The organism is Bacillus sp. AFS041924, assembly GCF_002577195.1.
GTDB lineage: Bacteria > Bacillota > Bacilli > Bacillales > Bacillaceae_G > Gottfriedia.
Genome location: NZ_NULG01000031.1, coordinates 16,869 through 34,089, shown reverse-complemented (window position 1 = coordinate 34,089; position 17,221 = coordinate 16,869). Strand labels below are relative to the sequence as shown.

The window sequence follows — 17,221 nt, the reverse complement described above, 5'->3', positions numbered from 1 at the left end:
CTGACCTTATAATACGAACTGATGCAATAGTTGAACAACACGAGCTGCTTATATGCGGCTTTTTTTATTGCAGTAAATGGCAGCTTAGTTCAATAAGAAATCGTATAAACGTTATTAAATCAGGAATAAAATAACCCGATTTTAAATTAAAGGTATGAAAATATATATTGTAGAACTTATCAATTTAAGGAGGTGTAAGGATGAAAAAAATAATTATGGTTTTAGTTCTTATTTCTACTTTCGTTTTTTTATTGGCAGGTTGCAAGCCAGAAGGAAAGGGAAATTTAACAAGAGTGGATGTCTTTATAGAAAATAAAAACGAAATTATCATTGAGGATGAAGATACTGTAACTTTAATTGAAGATTTATCTAAACAAATTAAATGGGAACCAAATAAAGTTCAAAAGATGGCTAGAAAAGAGGATACAAAAGCTGTTTTCTTTTATGAAGTAGAAAAAGGTATGCCTGAACGATTATATGAATATTCAATTTGGTTTAATGAGTCTGGTACAGCAACAATTATTAGCGATGATAAAAAAGAAGGTTATGGTGAGTTAGATAAAAATAACGCTAAAGCCTTAAAAAAATACTTGTTGAACGCAGAGCGTTAGTTGTAAAAGGAATTTGAATATTTTTAGGATAAAATCAATAGGAGGTATTTGTATGAAACTAAAAAAATTCTTTATCTTCTTTATACCAACTTTAATAATGATTGTTAGTAGTAAACTTGCTACAAATTATTACGTTGTTCGTACCCATATTGAACCTTTTTCTAAGAACGCTTCATTATTAACTTTATTGTTTATGTTATTTTTCGGCTTTGGAATGTTCGTGTTCATTTTGGTACTTTTTATTAATCGTAAACTACTGGAAACATAAAAATAAAAAGTAAGGTATGCAACTAACGATGCTTTAGTTGAATTAGAAAAAGCAAAGACCACAATTTTTTGTGGTCTTATTTTTTATTTAAAAATCAACAATTAACTTTAACAAAGCCTAAATTTTAAGGCCTGAGATTTCCCTTTTGGGACAGCCTCAGTTTCCTTGTTAAAATAGGCTCATCTCTAAAATCTATTTTACTCTAGGCTTTCCAGTTGATCGTCGAACAATTAAATGAGGTGTGATTGTAGTTGTTACGGAACTTATTTGTTTATTTTTATTTTCAATCAAATTAATTAGATGCTCCATAGCCAGATTTCCTAGAGATTGACTTAAATGAGTTCCAACTGTTGTTAATTGAATAGATGCATGGGCAGAAAACTCGATATTATCAATTGCACCAATGCTGATATCTTCCGGTATTTTAAAGCCTTTATTAAGTAGGAAATCCAAGCAAATTAATGCAATGGCATCCGTCGCAGCGACAATGGCTGTTGGAAATTCAATACCTGAAAATAACTCCTTACAGGCTTGGACGATGGATTCTACAGTTGTATCGGTCGTTTTTATCCAATCCTCGCGCACTGCTATTTTTTGTCTATTAGCCTCTGTTTTAAACCCTTCTAAACGACCGTGAAAAGTAGATGCTTGTAGCGGTCCACCTATATACGCTAGATTTTTATGTCCTAATTCTATCATATGATTTGTTATTAGCTCGCCAGCTTTTACGTTATCAATCTCAAAATAGTTTGTCCCACGCGAATGCTTCCGATTGAAGGTCACATACGGTTTGCCTTCCAAACTTTCTAAAATTGGAAAAATAGAATCATTCATTAAAATAGAAGACAATATGATTCCATCAACAGGGGCGCTTAATACTTGGTCGTAAAGCATTTTATCGTTATCTATTTTATGGAAAAATACGAGTACGTTATATCCTTTTTTTGCTGCGATTGATACAATCCCTCGAGTAGATTCTTCATAGAATGGATCATGAGTATGTCCTGTGATTAACGCAATCATATTGGTTTTCTTTTTTACGAGATTTCTAGCAATCATATTCGGATGATAGTTTAATTCTTTAATGGCCCTCTCTACTTTCTCTACTGTAGATGGTTTAATATTTTTAGATCCATTTAATACACGAGAAACAGTAGATTGAGAGACACCAGCTAGCCTCGCAACATCGTGTGAAGAAACCAAATAAATCACTCCAAGCTCATAAAATATAAAAATTAAAATAATAGTGAAATAATAAAAAAGCAATGAATACGGCAAACGCATTAATTCTTGTTACTTCCAAAAACGACATAATCTTTGGAATTTTCAAGTGACTATTATTCATTATAGCAAATAAAATTGAATTTGATTAGAATTTTTGAGTAAATTAACGATTTTTTTGCATACGTATTCATAGAAATTAGAAATGTAGATGTAATCATTATGTAGATTAGATTCTTGTTGATAAAAATGTAAAAAATCGAAGGTGTTCTTACCAGAACCAGCATACAATCACAATTAAGCAGAACTAAATATAGATAAGTGTTCTCGATAGAAAACAAATATTTATAAAATGCTAAAAAATAAAAATTGTTTGACAATTATTAAAAATGAGGCTTATTATTAATACGTATTCATAAGTTATGGAGGGAAATATGAAAAAGAATATTTGGATTAACGGACAGTATGTAGAAACAGAAAATTATTCAGAATTACTTTCTCCTTATTCACAAGAAAAAATTGCAGATATTGCAATAGCGAATAAAATACAAACTCAGAATGCAATTCAAGTTGCTTATGATGCTAAAGAAGTAATGGCTAAAATGCCTGCTCACCAACGAGCAGCTATTTTAGAGAAAGTATCACAACTTCTTGAAGAAAATCTAGAAGAAGCTGCAAGAGTAATTGCTCTCGAGTCGGCTAAACCACTTATCTTCGCCAAAGCAGAAGTAATAAGAACGATTGAAACTTACAAATTTGCATCAGAGGAAGCAAAACGAATTCATGGAGAAACAATCCCTTTTGATGCAGCTGTTGGTGGTGTTGGAAAAATAGGCTACACAATTCGAAATCCAATTGGAGTTATTGGTGCAATTACTCCATTTAATTTTCCAATGAATTTAGTTGCACACAAAGTGGGACCAGCTATTGCTTCAGGAAATACCGTGGTATTGAAGCCAGCTTCACAAACACCACTTTCTGCATTTTATATAGCTGATTTGTTTAAAAAAGCTGGTCTACCGGATGGCGCATTAAATGTTGTTACGGGACCAGGAAGAGTTGTAGGTGACGCCATTGTAGAAAGTGATCTAGTTAATATGGTGACTTTTACAGGAAGTTCCTCAGTTGGAATTGCACTTCGAGCAAAGGCAGGGCTTAAGAAAACAACACTTGAACTAGGTTCAAATGCGGCATTAATTATTGATGAAAATATTGATGTAAAAAAAGCTCTTGATCGTTGTTTAATGGGCGCATTTTCAAACCAAGGGCAAGTATGTATTTCGTTACAACGTATGTACGTACACGAAAAAATCTATGATGAGTTTGTTTCGCAGTTTGCACAAGCAGCTAGTAAACTCAAACTAGGTGACCCTCTAGATCCTGAAACCTATGTTTCATCGCTTATTTCGCCGAATGACTTAGACCGTACTTTAAGCTGGATCGAAGAAGCAAAAGCGCAGGGTGCGACTATTGCAGCAGGTGGCAAAACCCAAGGTAATATTCTTGAACCTACAGTTATTTTAGATGTAACACGTAACATGAAAGTATCATGTAACGAAGTTTTTGCTCCAATTGTTTCAATTTGCAAAGTATCTTCTATTGAAGAAGCAATCGATGCTGTGAATGATTCCCGATATGGGCTGCAAGCTGGAATTTACACTAATAGTGTTTTTAATGCACACAAAGCAGCGGATGATCTGCATGTAGGAGGAGTAGTGATTAATGATGTCCCTACGTTCCGTGTTGATCAAATGCCATATGGCGGCGTAAAAGAAAGTGGTACAGGACGTGAAGGATTGAAATATGCAATTGAAGAGATGACCGAAATGAAACTCGTTATTTGGCACAAAGGATAAATTTTAGTCTTCATCTAAAATGATTATTATTTTTAAGTTATCGTTTAGATTAATCGTTTTTTATACGGTACACGTTTTAACTGTTTATAGGTTCTCAAACTGGATTTTGAAATGAGCGTAAAGGTTGTTATACATATTAGCCATGAATAGCTCGTAATTAAACTATTCAGTAATTGAAAAATCAAACATTGTAGAGAAAATCTTATAAAAACGGGGGAATCAAATAATGATTAAGCAACTATCTACAAAAGAATGGCAAGAAAAGCGAGATAAATACGTTGTAAAGGGCGTTAGCAATGGAAATCGAGCAATTGCCGTAAAAGGCAAGGGAGCTACTTTATACGATTTGGAAGGTAAGAAGTTTATTGACTTCGGTGCAGCTATAGGAACCATTAACGTAGGGCATTCACACCCAAAAGTAGTAGCAGCCATACAAGAACAAGCAGAAAAAATCATACATCCTGGCTTCAATGTCGTTATGTATCCGTCATACATTGAAATCTGTGAAAAATTGTGTGAAGCAACGCCAGGAGACTTTGCAAAAAAAGCAATTTTATTAAACAGTGGTGCTGAAGCAGTTGAGAATGCTGTGAAGATCGCAAGAAAATATACAAAGCGCCAAGCAGTTGTCACATTTACTCGTGGATTTCACGGCCGTACTTTAATGACGATGACAATGACGAGCAAAGTAAAGCCATATAAGTTTGGTTTTGGTCCTTTTGCACCAGAAGTATATCAAGCACCATATCCATATATGTACCGTAAGCCAGACGGGATGACTGATGAGCAATACGAAGCAGATGTTATTGCGCAGTTTAATCAATTTTTTGTAGCAACAGTAGCACCAGAGACTGTAGCGTGTATTGTCATGGAGCCAATTCAAGGAGAAGGTGGGTTTGTTATACCGCCAAAATCATTTGTAAAACACGTTCGCGAATTTTGTTCAAAACATGGCATTGTGATGGTGGCAGATGAAATTCAAACCGGATTCGCAAGAACAGGAAAATTATTTGCAATGGAGCATTTCGAAATTGCAGCTGATCTTATGACAGCTTCTAAATCTATCGCAGGTGGTATGCCACTAAGTGCTGTAATTGGTAAGGCTGAAATGATGGATATAGCAGATCCAGGTGAATTAGGTGGAACCTATTGTGGAAATCCACTTGCATGTGAAGCCGCGTTGGCAGTATTAGAAGTCATTGAAGAAGAAAAATTGTGTGAAAAAGCAGAATGGATTGGTGATGTACTTGAGAGCCGTGTGAAAAAATGGCAATTTGAGTACAACTTCATTGGAGAATTCCGTCGTCTAGGGGCAATGTGTGCAGTAGAGATTGTAACGGATCAAAAATCAAAAACACCGAATAAAGATCTTACTACTAAAATTGCAAAAGCAGCAAATGAAGCTGGGCTTCTATTACTTACTGCAGGTCTAGATGGAAATATTATTCGTTTTTTAAGCCCGCTAGTGATAACAGAAAATGAATTAAATGAAGGTCTTGCCATTTTAGAAAACGTATTATCTAATTGTTAAATTTTGTTGAAACTGATCATTCAATGATTTTCATATGTTCAAACTTTTAAAAGTTACGTCCGAATGTGTAGGTTAATAGGAATTGCTCGAGTCTTTTACTGCAAGGTTTTTATAAATACTTTTATATTTACAGAAAAAAGGATAGGGTGAATATGGAGAAACAACACAATGGTTTACAACAAAATCTAAAGCATCGTCATATTCAGATGATTTCAATCGGTGGAATCATAGGGGCAGGTTTATTCGTAGGTAGTGGGAATGTTATTCATAGTGCGGGTCCATCAGCAATTCTTGCCTATTTAATAGCAGGGTTATTAGTTGCACTCCTTATGAGAATGTTAGGAGAAATGGCTGCAGAGAACCCAGTTAGTGGTTCGTTTTCAACGTATGCAAAAGAGTCGATTGGCCCTTGGGCAGGATACACGATTGGTTGGTTGTATTGGTTTTTCTGGTTAATTACAATCGCAATCGAAGCGATTGCGGGTGCAAATATAATGAATTCATGGTTCCCAAGTATTCCATTATGGGGATGGGCTTTAATTCTTACATTTGTACTTACACTCACCAATATTTTATCAGTTAAAACATTTGGAGAATTTGAATATTGGTTTGCCATTACAAAGGTAGTGGCGATCTCAGCGTTTATGTTAATAGGTCTTGCGATTTTATTCAACTTCATCCCTACGATTCAGTCTCCGGGATTATCTAATTTGACACAGCATGGCGGATTTTTCCCAAAAGGTGTAAGTGCAATATTAGGTGGTTTTATGACAGTTATGTTTGCCTTTTTTGGGTCTGAAATTGCAGCGATTGCTGCTGGTGAATCAAAAGATCCTCAAAAATCTGTTGTTACTGCCATTAATACTGTTGTTTGGCGTGTAGCATTGTTCTATATTGGATCAGTTTCTATTTTAGTTTTATTAATGCCATGGAATGATGCAAAATCATTAAGTAGCCCATATGTAACGTTGCTTAGCAATCTAGGAATTCCAGGTGCTGCAACAATCATGAAGGTTGTTGTACTTTTTTCAGTACTTTCTTGTTTGAATTCAGCACTTTATACGAATTCTCGAATGCTTTACTCTTTGGCGCAGCAAGGAAATGCACCGAGAATTTTTACAAAAGTAAACAAAGGTGGTTCTCCGTATTGGGCAGTCTGGGCAAGTTCAGCTTTCGCCTTCCTGGCTGCAATCTTTAACTTTATCTCACCTGATAAACTTTTTTCTTTTCTCCTGAATGCATCAGGTTCAATTGCGCTTCTAGTGTATATTGTTATTGCAGTATCACATGTAATAAAGCGAAGACAAGCTGAGAAAACAGGAAAAGTGTTACGTTTAAAAATGTGGGGTTTCCCAATTGTTACTTACATTACCATTTTGGCAATGGTTGTCATTTATTTTTCGATGTACTTTATGAAGGATCTTCGCTCTCAGTTCTACTTAACATCATTAATTACGGTATTAGTTATTTCTTCATTCTTTATTTTTAAAAATGGAAAGAAAGAAGTAGATCAATCAAAACAACATGCGGGTTAATATATGTGTTGCTAATCACTGTGCGGGGGATTCTCTTTTCCAAACAGCTATCAACTTTTACATTAGTATGAAAGCGCTACTAGATTATACTGTATAAGATATCATCACTTAATTAATCCGTATAGACTTTTTGAATTCGATTTACCTATGATGTTTAACAGAAATAGCTCATTTTCCAAACGGTTTTTCTCGTATTAATTACATTGGAAGATTAAAAAAAGAAGACCAAAACGGTCTTCTTTTTTAATATTAAAGTGCCTTTTTTTATAAAAGTAAGTGCCTTTAATTAGTTCATCATTTGTTTAATTAAATCGCGATTTCGTTGTTTAAATACTTCATTATGAGATGAAACCATTGCTGCGCTACTAGCGTCTGGTTGAGTATATTGTTTAGCTTTATTAACGGCATTAGCGGCATCTTGAAAAGCGCCAGCAATTAATTGCAACTTTCCTTCATGCATTAGAATATCTCCAGCTGCATAAATCCCTTCAATCGAAGTTTCACTCGTTGTATTGCCTTTAATATAGAAGTCTTGAATCATTTCTACTTTTATTTCACTGTTATTTAGTAAAGAAGTATCCTGTTCATAACCATGATTAATGATTACCTCATCAATAGATAAATGAGATACTTCACCATTTTCGTTATTTGTTAGTTCGACTTTTTCAATTACTTCATGATTTTCACAAGCAATTAATTTCGTAATTGATGTATTGAAAAGGCAGTCGACTGAACTATTCATTAATTGAGATACTTGTGCTTCATGACCCTTTAGTGCATCTTTTCGGTAAGTTAAGTAAACTTTCTTAGCAACCGGCTCTAATTCATTAGCCCAATCAATCGCAGAGTTACCACCACCGGAAACGATTACAGTTTTGTCTTTAAAGTGTTTAAGAGATTTTACTGTATAGTTTAAATTTGAAACTTCAAATCTTTCTGCACCATCTATTTTAAGCTTCGTAGGGTTTAATATACCACTACCAACCGCAACAATAATTGTTTTAGAATAATGCTTTTGACCAGAAGCAGTATGTAAAATAAAAATGCCATTATCATCACGAGTGATCGTATCGACTTTTTCGTTTAATACAACTGTAGGATCAAAAGTTAAACCTTGCTGAACGATTTGGCCGATAAATTTTTCACCAGGAATTGGCGGTTGTCCTCCAACATCCCAAATCATCTTCTCAGGATAACAATGAACTTTTCCACCTAATTCAGATTGAAATTCTATTATTTTTGTTTTCATTTCTCTTAAACCACTATAAAAAGCAGAGTATAGTCCAGCAGGACCTCCCCCGATTACCGTTACATCATATAGATCATTTATATTCATTTCTGTCTCACTCCAGAATATTCTGTCATTGATTATCATTCTCAATAAAATATAAACCATTTTTGAGAATTTTTCAATGATTTAACGTAAATTTAATATTGACTTAATTAGTAAATAGAATTATATTTACGTAGTGACATAAAATGATAATAATTATCATTATCATCGGTTGGGTTTGAAATACTGAATGAATGGGGGTCCGTTTATGGTACGGTTATATACTGATGATTTGACCATTGGTTATGGTGATCGTTTGATTGTAAAAGGCCTTAATATAAAAATCCCGGATAAACAGATAACAACAATTATTGGCTCAAACGGATGTGGAAAATCGACCCTTTTGAAGGCGATTACTAGAATCATCTCGCATCAATCCGGAACAATTATTTTAGATGGGGAAAACATCGCTTCAGAGAATACTAAATTACTAGCCAGAAAAATGGCAATCCTTCCTCAAACACCAGAGAGTGCAAGTGGTTTAACAGTAGGTGAACTAGTATCTTATGGTCGATTCCCATATCAAAGTGGTTTTGGCAGATTAACAAAAAAAGATATTGAAGTAATTGACTGGGCACTTGAAGTGACAGGTACAAAGGATTATAAATATCAAGCAGTTGATTCACTTTCAGGAGGTCAGCGTCAAAGAGTTTGGATTGCAATGGCGTTAGCACAAGAAACTGAAATTATTTTCCTAGATGAACCTACTACATATTTAGATTTGGCACATCAGCTTGAAATTTTAGAACTATTACAAAGGCTAAATCAAGAACAAGAACGTACGATTGTAATGGTCTTACATGATTTGAATCAAGCAGCTAGATTTGCTGATTACATCATCGCACTTAAAGATGGAGAAATCGTAAAAGCAGGTTCTTGCGAAGAAGTCATTACACATGACGTTCTAAAAAAAGTTTTCTCAATTGATACAGTGATTGGAAGAGATCCAAGAACAAATAAACCAATGTGCATAACATACAATTTACTTATGGGAGAAGAGAATAATGAAGAAGATACTAATACCATTTCTTTTAATGTTCGTGCTAATTATTAGTGCATGTAGTAATGGAGCGTCAAGTAAAGTCGACTCAAAGAAAGAATCAAAAAAGTCTGGAACTATTACATATCAATCTCAAAATGGTCCAGTTAAAGTTCCAGCAAATCCTAAACGAGTAGTAGTATTATCATCGTTTGCAGGAAATGTAATGTCGTTAGGAGTTAACATTGTTGGCGTGGATTCTTGGTCAAAGGCAAATCCTCGTTGGAGTGAAAAGCTAAAAAATGCTGAAGAAGTATCAGACGAAAATATTGAAAAAATTATTGAATTAAATCCAGATTTAATTATTGGATTAGATAATGTTAAAAACCTTGATAAGTTAAAGAAAATTGCACCTACTGTTGTTTACACATACGGTAAAGTAGATTATTTAACTCAACACATCGAAATTGGTAAATTATTAAATAAAGAAAAGGAAGCCAAAACTTGGGTAGATGATTTCAAAGCACGTGCCGTGAACGCTGGGGAAGAGATTAAAGCAAAAATTGGTCCAGATGCAACAGTTTCTGTAATTGAAAAATTCGACAAACAGCTTTATGTATATGGTAACAATTGGGGTCGCGGAACAGAGATTCTTTTCCAAGAAATGAAATTAAAAATGCCTAAAAAGGTTGAAGAAAATGCATTAAAACCAGGATACTATGCAATCTCATTAGAAGTGCTTCCTGAATTCATGGGTGACTATGTAATCTTCAGTAAATTTGATCAAACAGATACTTCTGTAGAAAAAACAGCTACTTATAAAAACACACCAGCAGTGAAGAACAAGCATGTTTTCGAAGTCAATGGAAGTGAATTCTATTTCAACGATCCAGATACGTTAGATATGCAATTAGATTTCTTTAAAAAGCAATTTTTAGGTAACTAATACAAATAAGAGTAGGGATATTTATTCCTACTCTATTTATGTAGACAAAGTCCAAAAATTTGATTTTCAGGCTGATTGAAAACGATTGTCTTTCGAGGCGCGAAGCTTGGTGAGGAGCGGAGTTACCATAGACGGTAATGAGCACTGCAGACAAGCGAAGCAACGAAGAAAGCGAGCGTTTGGCGGGCAGTCTGAGAGTAGGGATTTATTCCTACTCTTTCAATCTATAAAGAGAAGATGAGAGGCTAATGACACAGAAAAACAAAGGTTCGATTCCGTTCTTTTTTAAACTTTTATTGGGGATTATTATTTTTATTGTTATGTTTGTAATTGCGATTGTTTTCGGAGCAGCGGATACTACTGTTCACGATGTATGGAATGCCATTTTTACAAATATGAACAGTCAACAGATTTCTATTATTAGAGAGTTACGTTTACCTCGAGAGGTGGCAGCTATTTTTGTCGGGGCAGCTCTTGCAGTGGCAGGTGCTATTATGCAAGGGATGACTAGAAATCCACTTGCTGATCCAGGGTTGCTTGGTTTAACCGCAGGAGCAAATGCAGCATTAGCGATAACAATGGCATTCTTACCAAAAGTAAATTATTTTGGAATCATGATTGCCTGTTTTATTGGGGCTGCGGTAGGTTCGTTAATTGTTTTCGGTATTGCTTCCGCGAAAAAAGGGGGCTTTTCTCCTTTCCGTATAGTTTTAGCGGGAGCAGCTGTTACAGGTTTTTTAACAGCTATATCAGAAGGTGTAGGGATTTATTTTAAAATATCTCAAAACATTTCAATGTGGACATCTGGTGGTTTAGTTGGTACTTCTTGGGGGCAAGTAAAAACGATTACACCTTTTATTGTAGTCGGAATACTAGTAACTCTTTTCCTTGCACGTCAATTAACAATCCTTAGTTTAAACGAGGAAGTTGCCGTAGGTTTAGGTCAAAATATCCCAAGAATTAAAGCAATCTTATTTGTTGTCATTGTTTTACTAGCGGGAGCGGCAGTTGCTCTAGTAGGAAATATGGCTTTTCTAGGTTTAATGGTACCTCACATGGTGCGAGGATTTGTAGGAACCGATTATCGATTTATCATTCCGATGTCTGCAATTTTTGGTGCTACTTTCTTACTTTTAGCAGACACACTGGTCGTACAATTAATATACCTTATGAAACACCAGTTGCAGCGATTGTTGCAATGATTGGCCTTCCTTTTTTTCTATTTATCGTACATAAAGGAGGCAAAGAATTCTCATGATACAACCTACTATACTTAGAAAACAAAGATTAATTTTGTTAATTCTTTTTATTCTTATTCTCTTAACATTCTTTATTGGAATGGGAATGGGGGTTTCAGCTATACCATATAGTAGACTACTACCAACATTTTTAGGTGATGGCACATTTAAAGAAGAGTTTGTTATTTTTTCGATTCGATTACCTAGAATGATCATTACTTTAATGGCTGGTATGGCACTTGCGTTATCTGGTGCCATTTTACAAGGGGTTACAAGAAATGATATGGCTGAGCCTGGGATCCTAGGGTTCAATGCTGGCGCGGGTGTGGCTATCACTATATTTTTTTTATACTTTCCAATTGATGCAGGCTCATTTGTTTATTTAATCCCAATTGTAGGATTTTGTGGAGCTATTGTAACAGCGAGCATTATTTACATATTTTCTTATCAGAAAAATTCTGGTCTGCAACCTATAAGACTAGTTTTAGTAGGTATTGGTTTCTCAATGGCCCTTTCAGGTATTATGATTGTTTTAATATCATCTGCTGAGCGTACTAAAGTAGATTTTATTGCAAAATGGTTAGCAGGTAATATATGGGGGACAGATTGGCCATTTATTTGGGCATTCTTACCATGGTTAATTGTATTGATCCCATTTACTTTATACAAAGCTAATACATTAAATCTTCTTAACTTAAATGAACCCGTTGCAATTGGAGTAGGGGTTTCTTTAGAAAAGGAAAGAATCGTTTTAATGTTAGCAGCAGTTGCATTAGCGGCATCTGCCGTTTCTGTAACTGGAGGAATTGCATTTATCGGATTAATGGCACCTCATATTGCTAAAAGCTTAGTTGGTCCAAGAAATCAATTATTTATACCAATTGCAATTCTAATTGGTGGATTATTACTATTAGTTGCCGATACAGTCGGACGAAACTTAGTCGATCCAGAAGGAATACCAGCAGGGATTATAGTAGCCCTTATCGGTGGACCATATTTCGTATATTTAATTCTAAAAAAAGCATAAAGACCAAAAAAAAGCTAAAAAACTTCATTTAAAAAAGACATTGTGAACTGAAATATCGTTCAAACAATGTCTTTTTTAATTAAACCGTTAATTCTTCATTTAAATATTTAACTTGCCCATCTTTTAAAGATTGAATACGAGCAAGAGATTCTACTCGATAACCACGTTCACGTAAAAGCTTGCCACCGTCTTGGAATGATTTTTCAATTACAATTCCAAAACCTAAAGTTTCTGCCTTCGCTTGTTCGATGATTGAAAGTAATCCTAGAGCTGCTTGTCCGTTTGCTAAGAAATCATCAATCACTAAAACTCTGTCGCCTTCTTCTAACCATTTATGAGAAATTGAAATTTCATTTTCTTCTTTTTTAGTAAATGAGTATACTTTGGCTGTATAAACATCTTGCTGCATCGTAATTGATTTTTTCTTACGAGCAAAAACTAGAGGGACATTTAAAGCAAGTGCTGTCATTAAACCAGGTCCAATACCTGAAGATTCGATCGTAACTACTTTTGTTATATTTTCTTCAGAAAATAATCGCGCAAATTCTTCCCCAATTTCTTTCATTAAAACAGGATCCATTTGATGATTTAAGAAAGCATCTACCTTTAATACATCATTTGCTAAAACGATTCCTTCTTGTTCAATTTTTTCAAGTAATAATTCCATAATGATCCCCCTTAATCTAAACAAAAAAACTCAAAACATGTACTTCACTTTATAAAATGAGTGAAGTAACACATTTTGAGTCTTTGATTCGCTCAGGCTGTAAATTCAGCTGTGTTACCACTCATAGTCGGTATTTTTACGGTTAACCGGTAGAAACTTGTGAGCCATATCCTCACGATTATACGAGTGAAATTTATAATTTTAATGAAACTATAACATGTTAATAGATTCTGGTCTAGCAATTAATAGGTGTAAATAATTAGCAGTATGGAATTAAACTCTAATTCAATTTAGAAATAAACTTAGTAAATTCATTTAGTAGATCCTCATCGTAAACAGTGCCACTGAGTTTTTGAATTTTTTTTATCGCAAACTCAGTTGAACATTTCTTTTTATATGAACGGTCATTGGTTAGTGCGTCAAAACTGTCAACAATTCTAACTAATTTAGAATTAAAATCGATTTTGTCACCACATAACCCTTCATAGCCTGTCCCATCAATATTTTCATGATGGTATCGTACAGCATTTAACACTTTACTATTGTCGACGAGATCTTTTAATATGTTATACCCATCAATGGTATGGTTTCTCATAATATTCCATTCAATATCAGTAAGAGGTCCTCGTTTAGTAATAATTGAAGTTGGAATGTTAAGCTTTCCAATATCATGCACATATCCAATAAAATGTAATTCTTTAGATTCATGTAAAGTCAGATCTAAATATCTACTGAACTTATATAACATTTCGCCTACACGCATTCCATGTAAGAAGGTATCATAATCTAATTGCTTTAAAAGATTAATTAAATCATTTGAAACTAAGTTTAGCCTTTCTTTTATCATAAAATCACCTTTAAACGATTAATTAAATAGAAAACATTAACACTTAATTTAATAAGTGGGCGATATGATAAATATCGCGCTGTGATAAAGTGGAACTAATTACAGCAATCGGTACAGTTTTAATATCAAGTTGAAAATCAGCAATAATAAAGTCCAAACGTAATTCGTTAATTGTTTCAGGGAATAATTCTCCGTTTTGGAGTTCTACAAAGTGGATTTTATTTCTAAATTCTTTTGTTAGTTTAGCTGTTATATAATGCTGTACACCGTAACCCTCACTAGTTAATAGTAGAACCCTTTTTTTGACTAGAGATAATTTAATTATGATTGCTTGAATATTTAATGTGACTTTAGCAATTACTTCATTACTGACTTCCGGGTAAGAAAAGTATTTGCACCAATTACGAAATACAATTTTTACATTATTAAATAATTCAGGGTATCGCTTTTTAACATAGTCAGATATTAGACAAGTGCGATTAATTTTACCGTTCATAAAGAGAACTAAGGAAAGGGCTCTAAATTGTTTTTGTAGAGTGAAAATAAACTCATTATGGTCAAGTAAATTTATACCAAGCTTTTTTTCGAGCATTGTAACGAGTTCATGTAACTCAATGTAATGTTTTTCTGATTTCTTATAGAAGAGGTGTATTATTTCGTCTTGGGGTTCTTCTTCGCTAGAAAAATATGGAAATGTAGAAATCATTAGAGAAAGAGCATTTATTTCATTAACTGGAATTAATATTTTATAAATTTTTTCTAGCTGCCCACAAATTTCAGTTGCAAATGAGAAAAACTTTGAATCCTTAATATTGTTACAGGGATTTAAGTCCAATTGAATATCTCGATCGATTCTTTGAAGCATTGTACCAACATAATAAATATATCGGTATGTCGTAGATGGAAATAGATAGAATTTATTTTTTTCAGCTGTTTTAGTTACTATTTCTTTTATTGTAGAAAATGATAGTGAATCATACGGCCATTTATTTGTATGGGAATACAAACCATATAATACATCACAGCATAAAATCCTTTTTTGAAATTCATTGCCTACTATTTCAAGAGGTGCACGTTTTAATTTAAGATTATATGATTTCAATAAAGTATCTACTCGTTCGAGAATTTTATAAACGGTATTATGATGTGTATATAAAATTTTTCCTAAATCACTAATGTATTCAATTTCTTTTATTAGAATAAACATGATTACTTGAAGCGTTCGAGAATTCTTAACAAAGAGTGAACAAACTTGATCAAGTGAGGAATTAATTGGATTATTGATATAAATACCTTTTCCTTTTATCGTGTCAATGTGCCAGTCTTCAGGGAAAGTTGCATTTATTATTTGTATATCAGTTCGGATTGTTTTTTCAGTGCAGTTTAACTCTTTAGCAAGCTCCTCCGTTTTAAACCATTTTTCTTGACCACTTAAAATATCAATTAATTGTAATCTACGTAAACTCGCTTTATCCATCTCATCTCCTACTTTAATCAATAAATAATATTTTTTTACTACATAATTTTTGTGAAATCAATCACATAAAATGTTGTTGAGATAATGCTTTCGAGATAATTTTAAACTTAGATGCTGGATAAGGATATGACTATTTTTACCGTTAAAAACGGTAAAAAATATTCAATAATAAAACAAACTCATTTACATAATAGACTAAATGTGACGAAATTAATTGTTTCGAATTAACCGTTTTTACCTATCAAAACGGTAAAAAATAGCATATGAAACGATAATAAGCAAAGCTATAATTTAATTTATAAGGTGAGCTTACTTTTCATTTGTAATAGTATTAAGCAATTAGTATGAATGTTGCTCTAAATTGATAAATGAGGAGGGAAATGATGAGATTAATCATACTATTTTTTATCCTAGGAAAACTTTTATTAGTTCAATCAATGTTGCATATTCGAATGACCTTATTTGGAATGTTATTTAGTATTTTTATAGTCGTTTTACTCTATTTACTTCCAATTTTTTTAGAATTCAATAAAAGAGAAATACGTATAGGTTATAGTTTTACTTCTTCAGTAGTTGGAGTTATTTTGTTAATTTGCACTGTTTATGAAAGATATGCAGTTTATGAATTTATCACGCTAGATCAACCAAAAGAAATCTCCAACACAATAATCTCTTTTTTTATGATAGGAGATTTACTTTTTATTTTTGATTTTCTATTATTGCCGTATCTATTGCTATTTAAAGTAAACAACATTACACAAATCATAGGATTAAAATTTGGGAAGGAAGCTAGGGGAACTAAGACAGCAAGTAAAAAGAATGTTTTTTCTTATTCTCCGATTAAGAGCATTACACTGAATAAAGATTAAGGCTAAATATGGACATGCATTGAAATTTAAAAATGCCTACAATTCCACTACGAACAAATCTTTAAATAAAACAGATGGAAGTAAAGTTATAATAAATCTATAGAAAAAAGAGTGCACTTGAGATTTCAAACTCTATTGGTGTTTACCGAGCTTTTGGTCGCACATTATCGGACTTACATAAGCATAGTAGATAAATATAAGCTTTACTATAAACATCTTGACCAATCATAGTTAAGTATTTATTTAACAATCTATAAGAAAATTTCAACAGCCTAAAACCTCACTTTCAATGTGAGGTTTTTTTTGTCTCCAAAAACGATCAATAAGTCTGTAAATTAGCGAAGTAATAAATTGGGCAATTGAATCGGTAACAATGCCCAAGTATTCATCATATTTTGTTGTTGAGAGTCTTCGGTTTTGTAGATTCAAATTAGGGAAACGTATTTATTCAAGTACGTTATGTTTGTATTCGTTTTCAAATTTTATGGGAGGTTATTAAAATGTATGATTATCAAAGAGAGCTTCAAAATGATTTTCAAAGAGAGCTACAACAATTAAATGTTGGACAGTTACAATCTAGTCAAGTAGTTCCTTGGGATTATAATCAATATCAAAATTACGATGCTCGTGTTTGCTTTGCATGCTTTTTCCCTATTTTTACTTGTTTTGGCTGTTTCCGTTGTGGAGGTTGCGGAGGTTGCGGAGGCTGTTTCCGTTGTGGAGGCTGCGGTCGCTGTCACCGTTAATTGAAATGTTTTAAAAAACTATTTGTCCATTTAGACAATCAGCCCCTATGTATAGTATGTAGGGGTTTTT

15 protein-coding genes, 1 pseudogene and 1 riboswitch are annotated in these 17,221 nt (G+C 33.4%); of the genes and pseudogenes, 11 read left to right on the top strand and 5 right to left on the bottom strand.

Going from position 1 to position 17,221, the window contains the following annotated elements; all coding sequences use genetic code 11:
- Positions 1–200 precede the first annotated feature (200 nt).
- Both COC46_RS11125 and COC46_RS11120 read left to right on the top strand, forming a co-directional pair.
- A complete protein-coding gene (locus tag COC46_RS11125) occupies positions 201–611 on the top strand; it encodes a hypothetical protein (RefSeq protein WP_098809784.1) in 411 nt (136 codons plus the stop codon).
- Positions 612–663: 52 nt separating this feature from the next.
- A complete protein-coding gene (locus COC46_RS11120; RefSeq protein WP_098809783.1) occupies positions 664–879 on the top strand; it encodes a hypothetical protein in 216 nt (71 codons plus the stop codon).
- Between the two features lie 192 nt (positions 880–1,071).
- On the opposite strand, the gene COC46_RS11115 is transcribed toward COC46_RS11120, so the two are convergent.
- Entirely contained in the window at positions 1,072–2,082 is a 1,011-nt protein-coding gene (locus tag COC46_RS11115; protein ID WP_176545129.1) for a LacI family DNA-binding transcriptional regulator, read from the bottom strand.
- Between the two features lie 452 nt (positions 2,083–2,534).
- Here COC46_RS11115 and COC46_RS11110 point away from each other — a divergent pair, with 452 nt between their 5' ends.
- The 3 genes from COC46_RS11110 (at position 2,535) to COC46_RS11100 (ending at position 7,022) form a co-directional block, all read left to right on the top strand.
- On the top strand, positions 2,535–3,956 hold the full coding sequence (locus COC46_RS11110; RefSeq protein WP_098809781.1) for an aldehyde dehydrogenase family protein: 1,422 nt from the start codon (positions 2,535–2,537) through the stop codon (positions 3,954–3,956).
- A 226-nt stretch (positions 3,957–4,182) separates the two neighbouring features.
- Positions 4,183–5,487 (top strand): 4-aminobutyrate--2-oxoglutarate transaminase, encoded by a 1,305-nt coding sequence (gene gabT / locus COC46_RS11105; RefSeq protein WP_098809780.1) that lies wholly within the window; start codon positions 4,183–4,185, stop codon positions 5,485–5,487.
- A gap of 152 nt (positions 5,488–5,639) precedes the next feature.
- Complete coding sequence (locus COC46_RS11100) at positions 5,640–7,022, top strand: amino acid permease (RefSeq protein WP_098809779.1); 1,383 nt, start codon at positions 5,640–5,642, stop codon at positions 7,020–7,022.
- Between the two features lie 286 nt (positions 7,023–7,308).
- On the opposite strand, the gene COC46_RS11095 is transcribed toward COC46_RS11100, so the two are convergent.
- Positions 7,309–8,358 carry an NAD(P)/FAD-dependent oxidoreductase gene (locus tag COC46_RS11095; RefSeq protein ID WP_098809778.1) on the bottom strand — a complete coding sequence of 350 codons (1,050 nt, stop codon included), beginning with the start codon at positions 8,356–8,358 and terminating at the stop codon, positions 7,309–7,311.
- A gap of 205 nt (positions 8,359–8,563) precedes the next feature.
- On the opposite strand from COC46_RS11095, the gene COC46_RS11090 reads away from it, so the two are divergent.
- From COC46_RS11090 to COC46_RS11075, 4 genes and pseudogenes are all read left to right on the top strand, one after another.
- Complete coding sequence (locus COC46_RS11090; RefSeq protein ID WP_098809777.1) at positions 8,564–9,409, top strand: ABC transporter ATP-binding protein; 846 nt, start codon at positions 8,564–8,566, stop codon at positions 9,407–9,409.
- Positions 9,360–10,280: an iron-hydroxamate ABC transporter substrate-binding protein gene (locus COC46_RS11085; RefSeq protein WP_098809776.1), complete on the top strand. Its 921-nt coding sequence runs from the start codon at positions 9,360–9,362 to the stop codon at positions 10,278–10,280. Before COC46_RS11090 ends, COC46_RS11085 begins: the two co-directional genes overlap by 50 nt.
- 248 nt (positions 10,281–10,528) lie before the next feature.
- A pseudogene (locus COC46_RS11080) lies at positions 10,529–11,538 on the top strand (FecCD family ABC transporter permease).
- The gene (locus COC46_RS11075; protein WP_098809775.1) at positions 11,535–12,545 is read left to right on the top strand and encodes a FecCD family ABC transporter permease; all 1,011 of its coding nucleotides are present in this window, start codon (positions 11,535–11,537) and stop codon (positions 12,543–12,545) included. Before COC46_RS11080 ends, COC46_RS11075 begins: the two are co-directional and overlap by 4 nt.
- Before the next feature lie 79 nt (positions 12,546–12,624).
- On the opposite strand, the gene COC46_RS11070 is transcribed toward COC46_RS11075, so the two are convergent.
- The 3 genes from COC46_RS11070 to COC46_RS11060 all read right to left on the bottom strand — a co-directional run bounded on the left by COC46_RS11070 (position 12,625) and on the right by COC46_RS11060 (position 15,536).
- A complete protein-coding gene (locus tag COC46_RS11070; protein ID WP_098809774.1) occupies positions 12,625–13,212 on the bottom strand; it encodes a xanthine phosphoribosyltransferase in 588 nt (195 codons plus the stop codon).
- A gap of 104 nt (positions 13,213–13,316) precedes the next feature.
- Positions 13,317–13,418, bottom strand: a riboswitch (purine riboswitch).
- 74 nt (positions 13,419–13,492) lie between these two features.
- Positions 13,493–14,059 carry an HD-GYP domain-containing protein gene (locus COC46_RS11065; protein ID WP_098809773.1) on the bottom strand — a complete coding sequence of 189 codons (567 nt, stop codon included), beginning with the start codon at positions 14,057–14,059 and terminating at the stop codon, positions 13,493–13,495.
- 43 nt (positions 14,060–14,102) lie between these two features.
- Positions 14,103–15,536, bottom strand: coding sequence for a BglG family transcription antiterminator (locus COC46_RS11060; RefSeq protein WP_098809772.1), 1,434 nt, complete (start codon positions 15,534–15,536; stop codon positions 14,103–14,105).
- Between the two features lie 383 nt (positions 15,537–15,919).
- Here COC46_RS11060 and COC46_RS11055 point away from each other — a divergent pair, with 383 nt between their 5' ends.
- Positions 15,920–16,405 carry a hypothetical protein gene (locus COC46_RS11055; protein ID WP_098809771.1) on the top strand — a complete coding sequence of 162 codons (486 nt, stop codon included), beginning with the start codon at positions 15,920–15,922 and terminating at the stop codon, positions 16,403–16,405.
- Positions 16,406–16,905: 500 nt separating this feature from the next.
- A complete protein-coding gene (locus COC46_RS11050) occupies positions 16,906–17,151 on the top strand; it encodes a heterocycloanthracin/sonorensin family bacteriocin (protein ID WP_098809770.1) in 246 nt (81 codons plus the stop codon).
- Positions 17,152–17,221: the final 70 nt, after the last annotated feature.

What these genes read in the sequence shown, in the direction of transcription:
- COC46_RS11125 (WP_098809784.1), top strand. Translation starts at nt 201, where the DNA reads ATGAAAAAAATAATTATGGTTTTAGTTCTTATTTCTACTTTCGTTTTT.
- COC46_RS11120 (WP_098809783.1), top strand. Translation starts at nt 664, where the DNA reads ATGAAACTAAAAAAATTCTTTATCTTCTTTATACCAACTTTAATAATG.
- COC46_RS11110 (WP_098809781.1), top strand. Translation starts at nt 2,535, where the DNA reads ATGAAAAAGAATATTTGGATTAACGGACAGTATGTAGAAACAGAAAAT.
- gabT (WP_098809780.1), top strand. Translation starts at nt 4,183, where the DNA reads ATGATTAAGCAACTATCTACAAAAGAATGGCAAGAAAAGCGAGATAAA.
- COC46_RS11100 (WP_098809779.1), top strand. Translation starts at nt 5,640, where the DNA reads ATGGAGAAACAACACAATGGTTTACAACAAAATCTAAAGCATCGTCAT.
- COC46_RS11095 (WP_098809778.1), bottom strand. Translation starts at nt 8,358, where the DNA reads ATGAATATAAATGATCTATATGATGTAACGGTAATCGGGGGAGGTCCT.
- COC46_RS11090 (WP_098809777.1), top strand. Translation starts at nt 8,564, where the DNA reads ATGGTACGGTTATATACTGATGATTTGACCATTGGTTATGGTGATCGT.
- COC46_RS11085 (WP_098809776.1), top strand. Translation starts at nt 9,360, where the DNA reads ATGAAGAAGATACTAATACCATTTCTTTTAATGTTCGTGCTAATTATT.
- COC46_RS11075 (WP_098809775.1), top strand. Translation starts at nt 11,535, where the DNA reads ATGATACAACCTACTATACTTAGAAAACAAAGATTAATTTTGTTAATT.
- COC46_RS11070 (WP_098809774.1), bottom strand. Translation starts at nt 13,212, where the DNA reads ATGGAATTATTACTTGAAAAAATTGAACAAGAAGGAATCGTTTTAGCA.
- COC46_RS11065 (WP_098809773.1), bottom strand. Translation starts at nt 14,059, where the DNA reads ATGATAAAAGAAAGGCTAAACTTAGTTTCAAATGATTTAATTAATCTT.
- COC46_RS11060 (WP_098809772.1), bottom strand. Translation starts at nt 15,536, where the DNA reads ATGGATAAAGCGAGTTTACGTAGATTACAATTAATTGATATTTTAAGT.
- COC46_RS11055 (WP_098809771.1), top strand. Translation starts at nt 15,920, where the DNA reads ATGAGATTAATCATACTATTTTTTATCCTAGGAAAACTTTTATTAGTT.
- COC46_RS11050 (WP_098809770.1), top strand. Translation starts at nt 16,906, where the DNA reads ATGTATGATTATCAAAGAGAGCTTCAAAATGATTTTCAAAGAGAGCTA.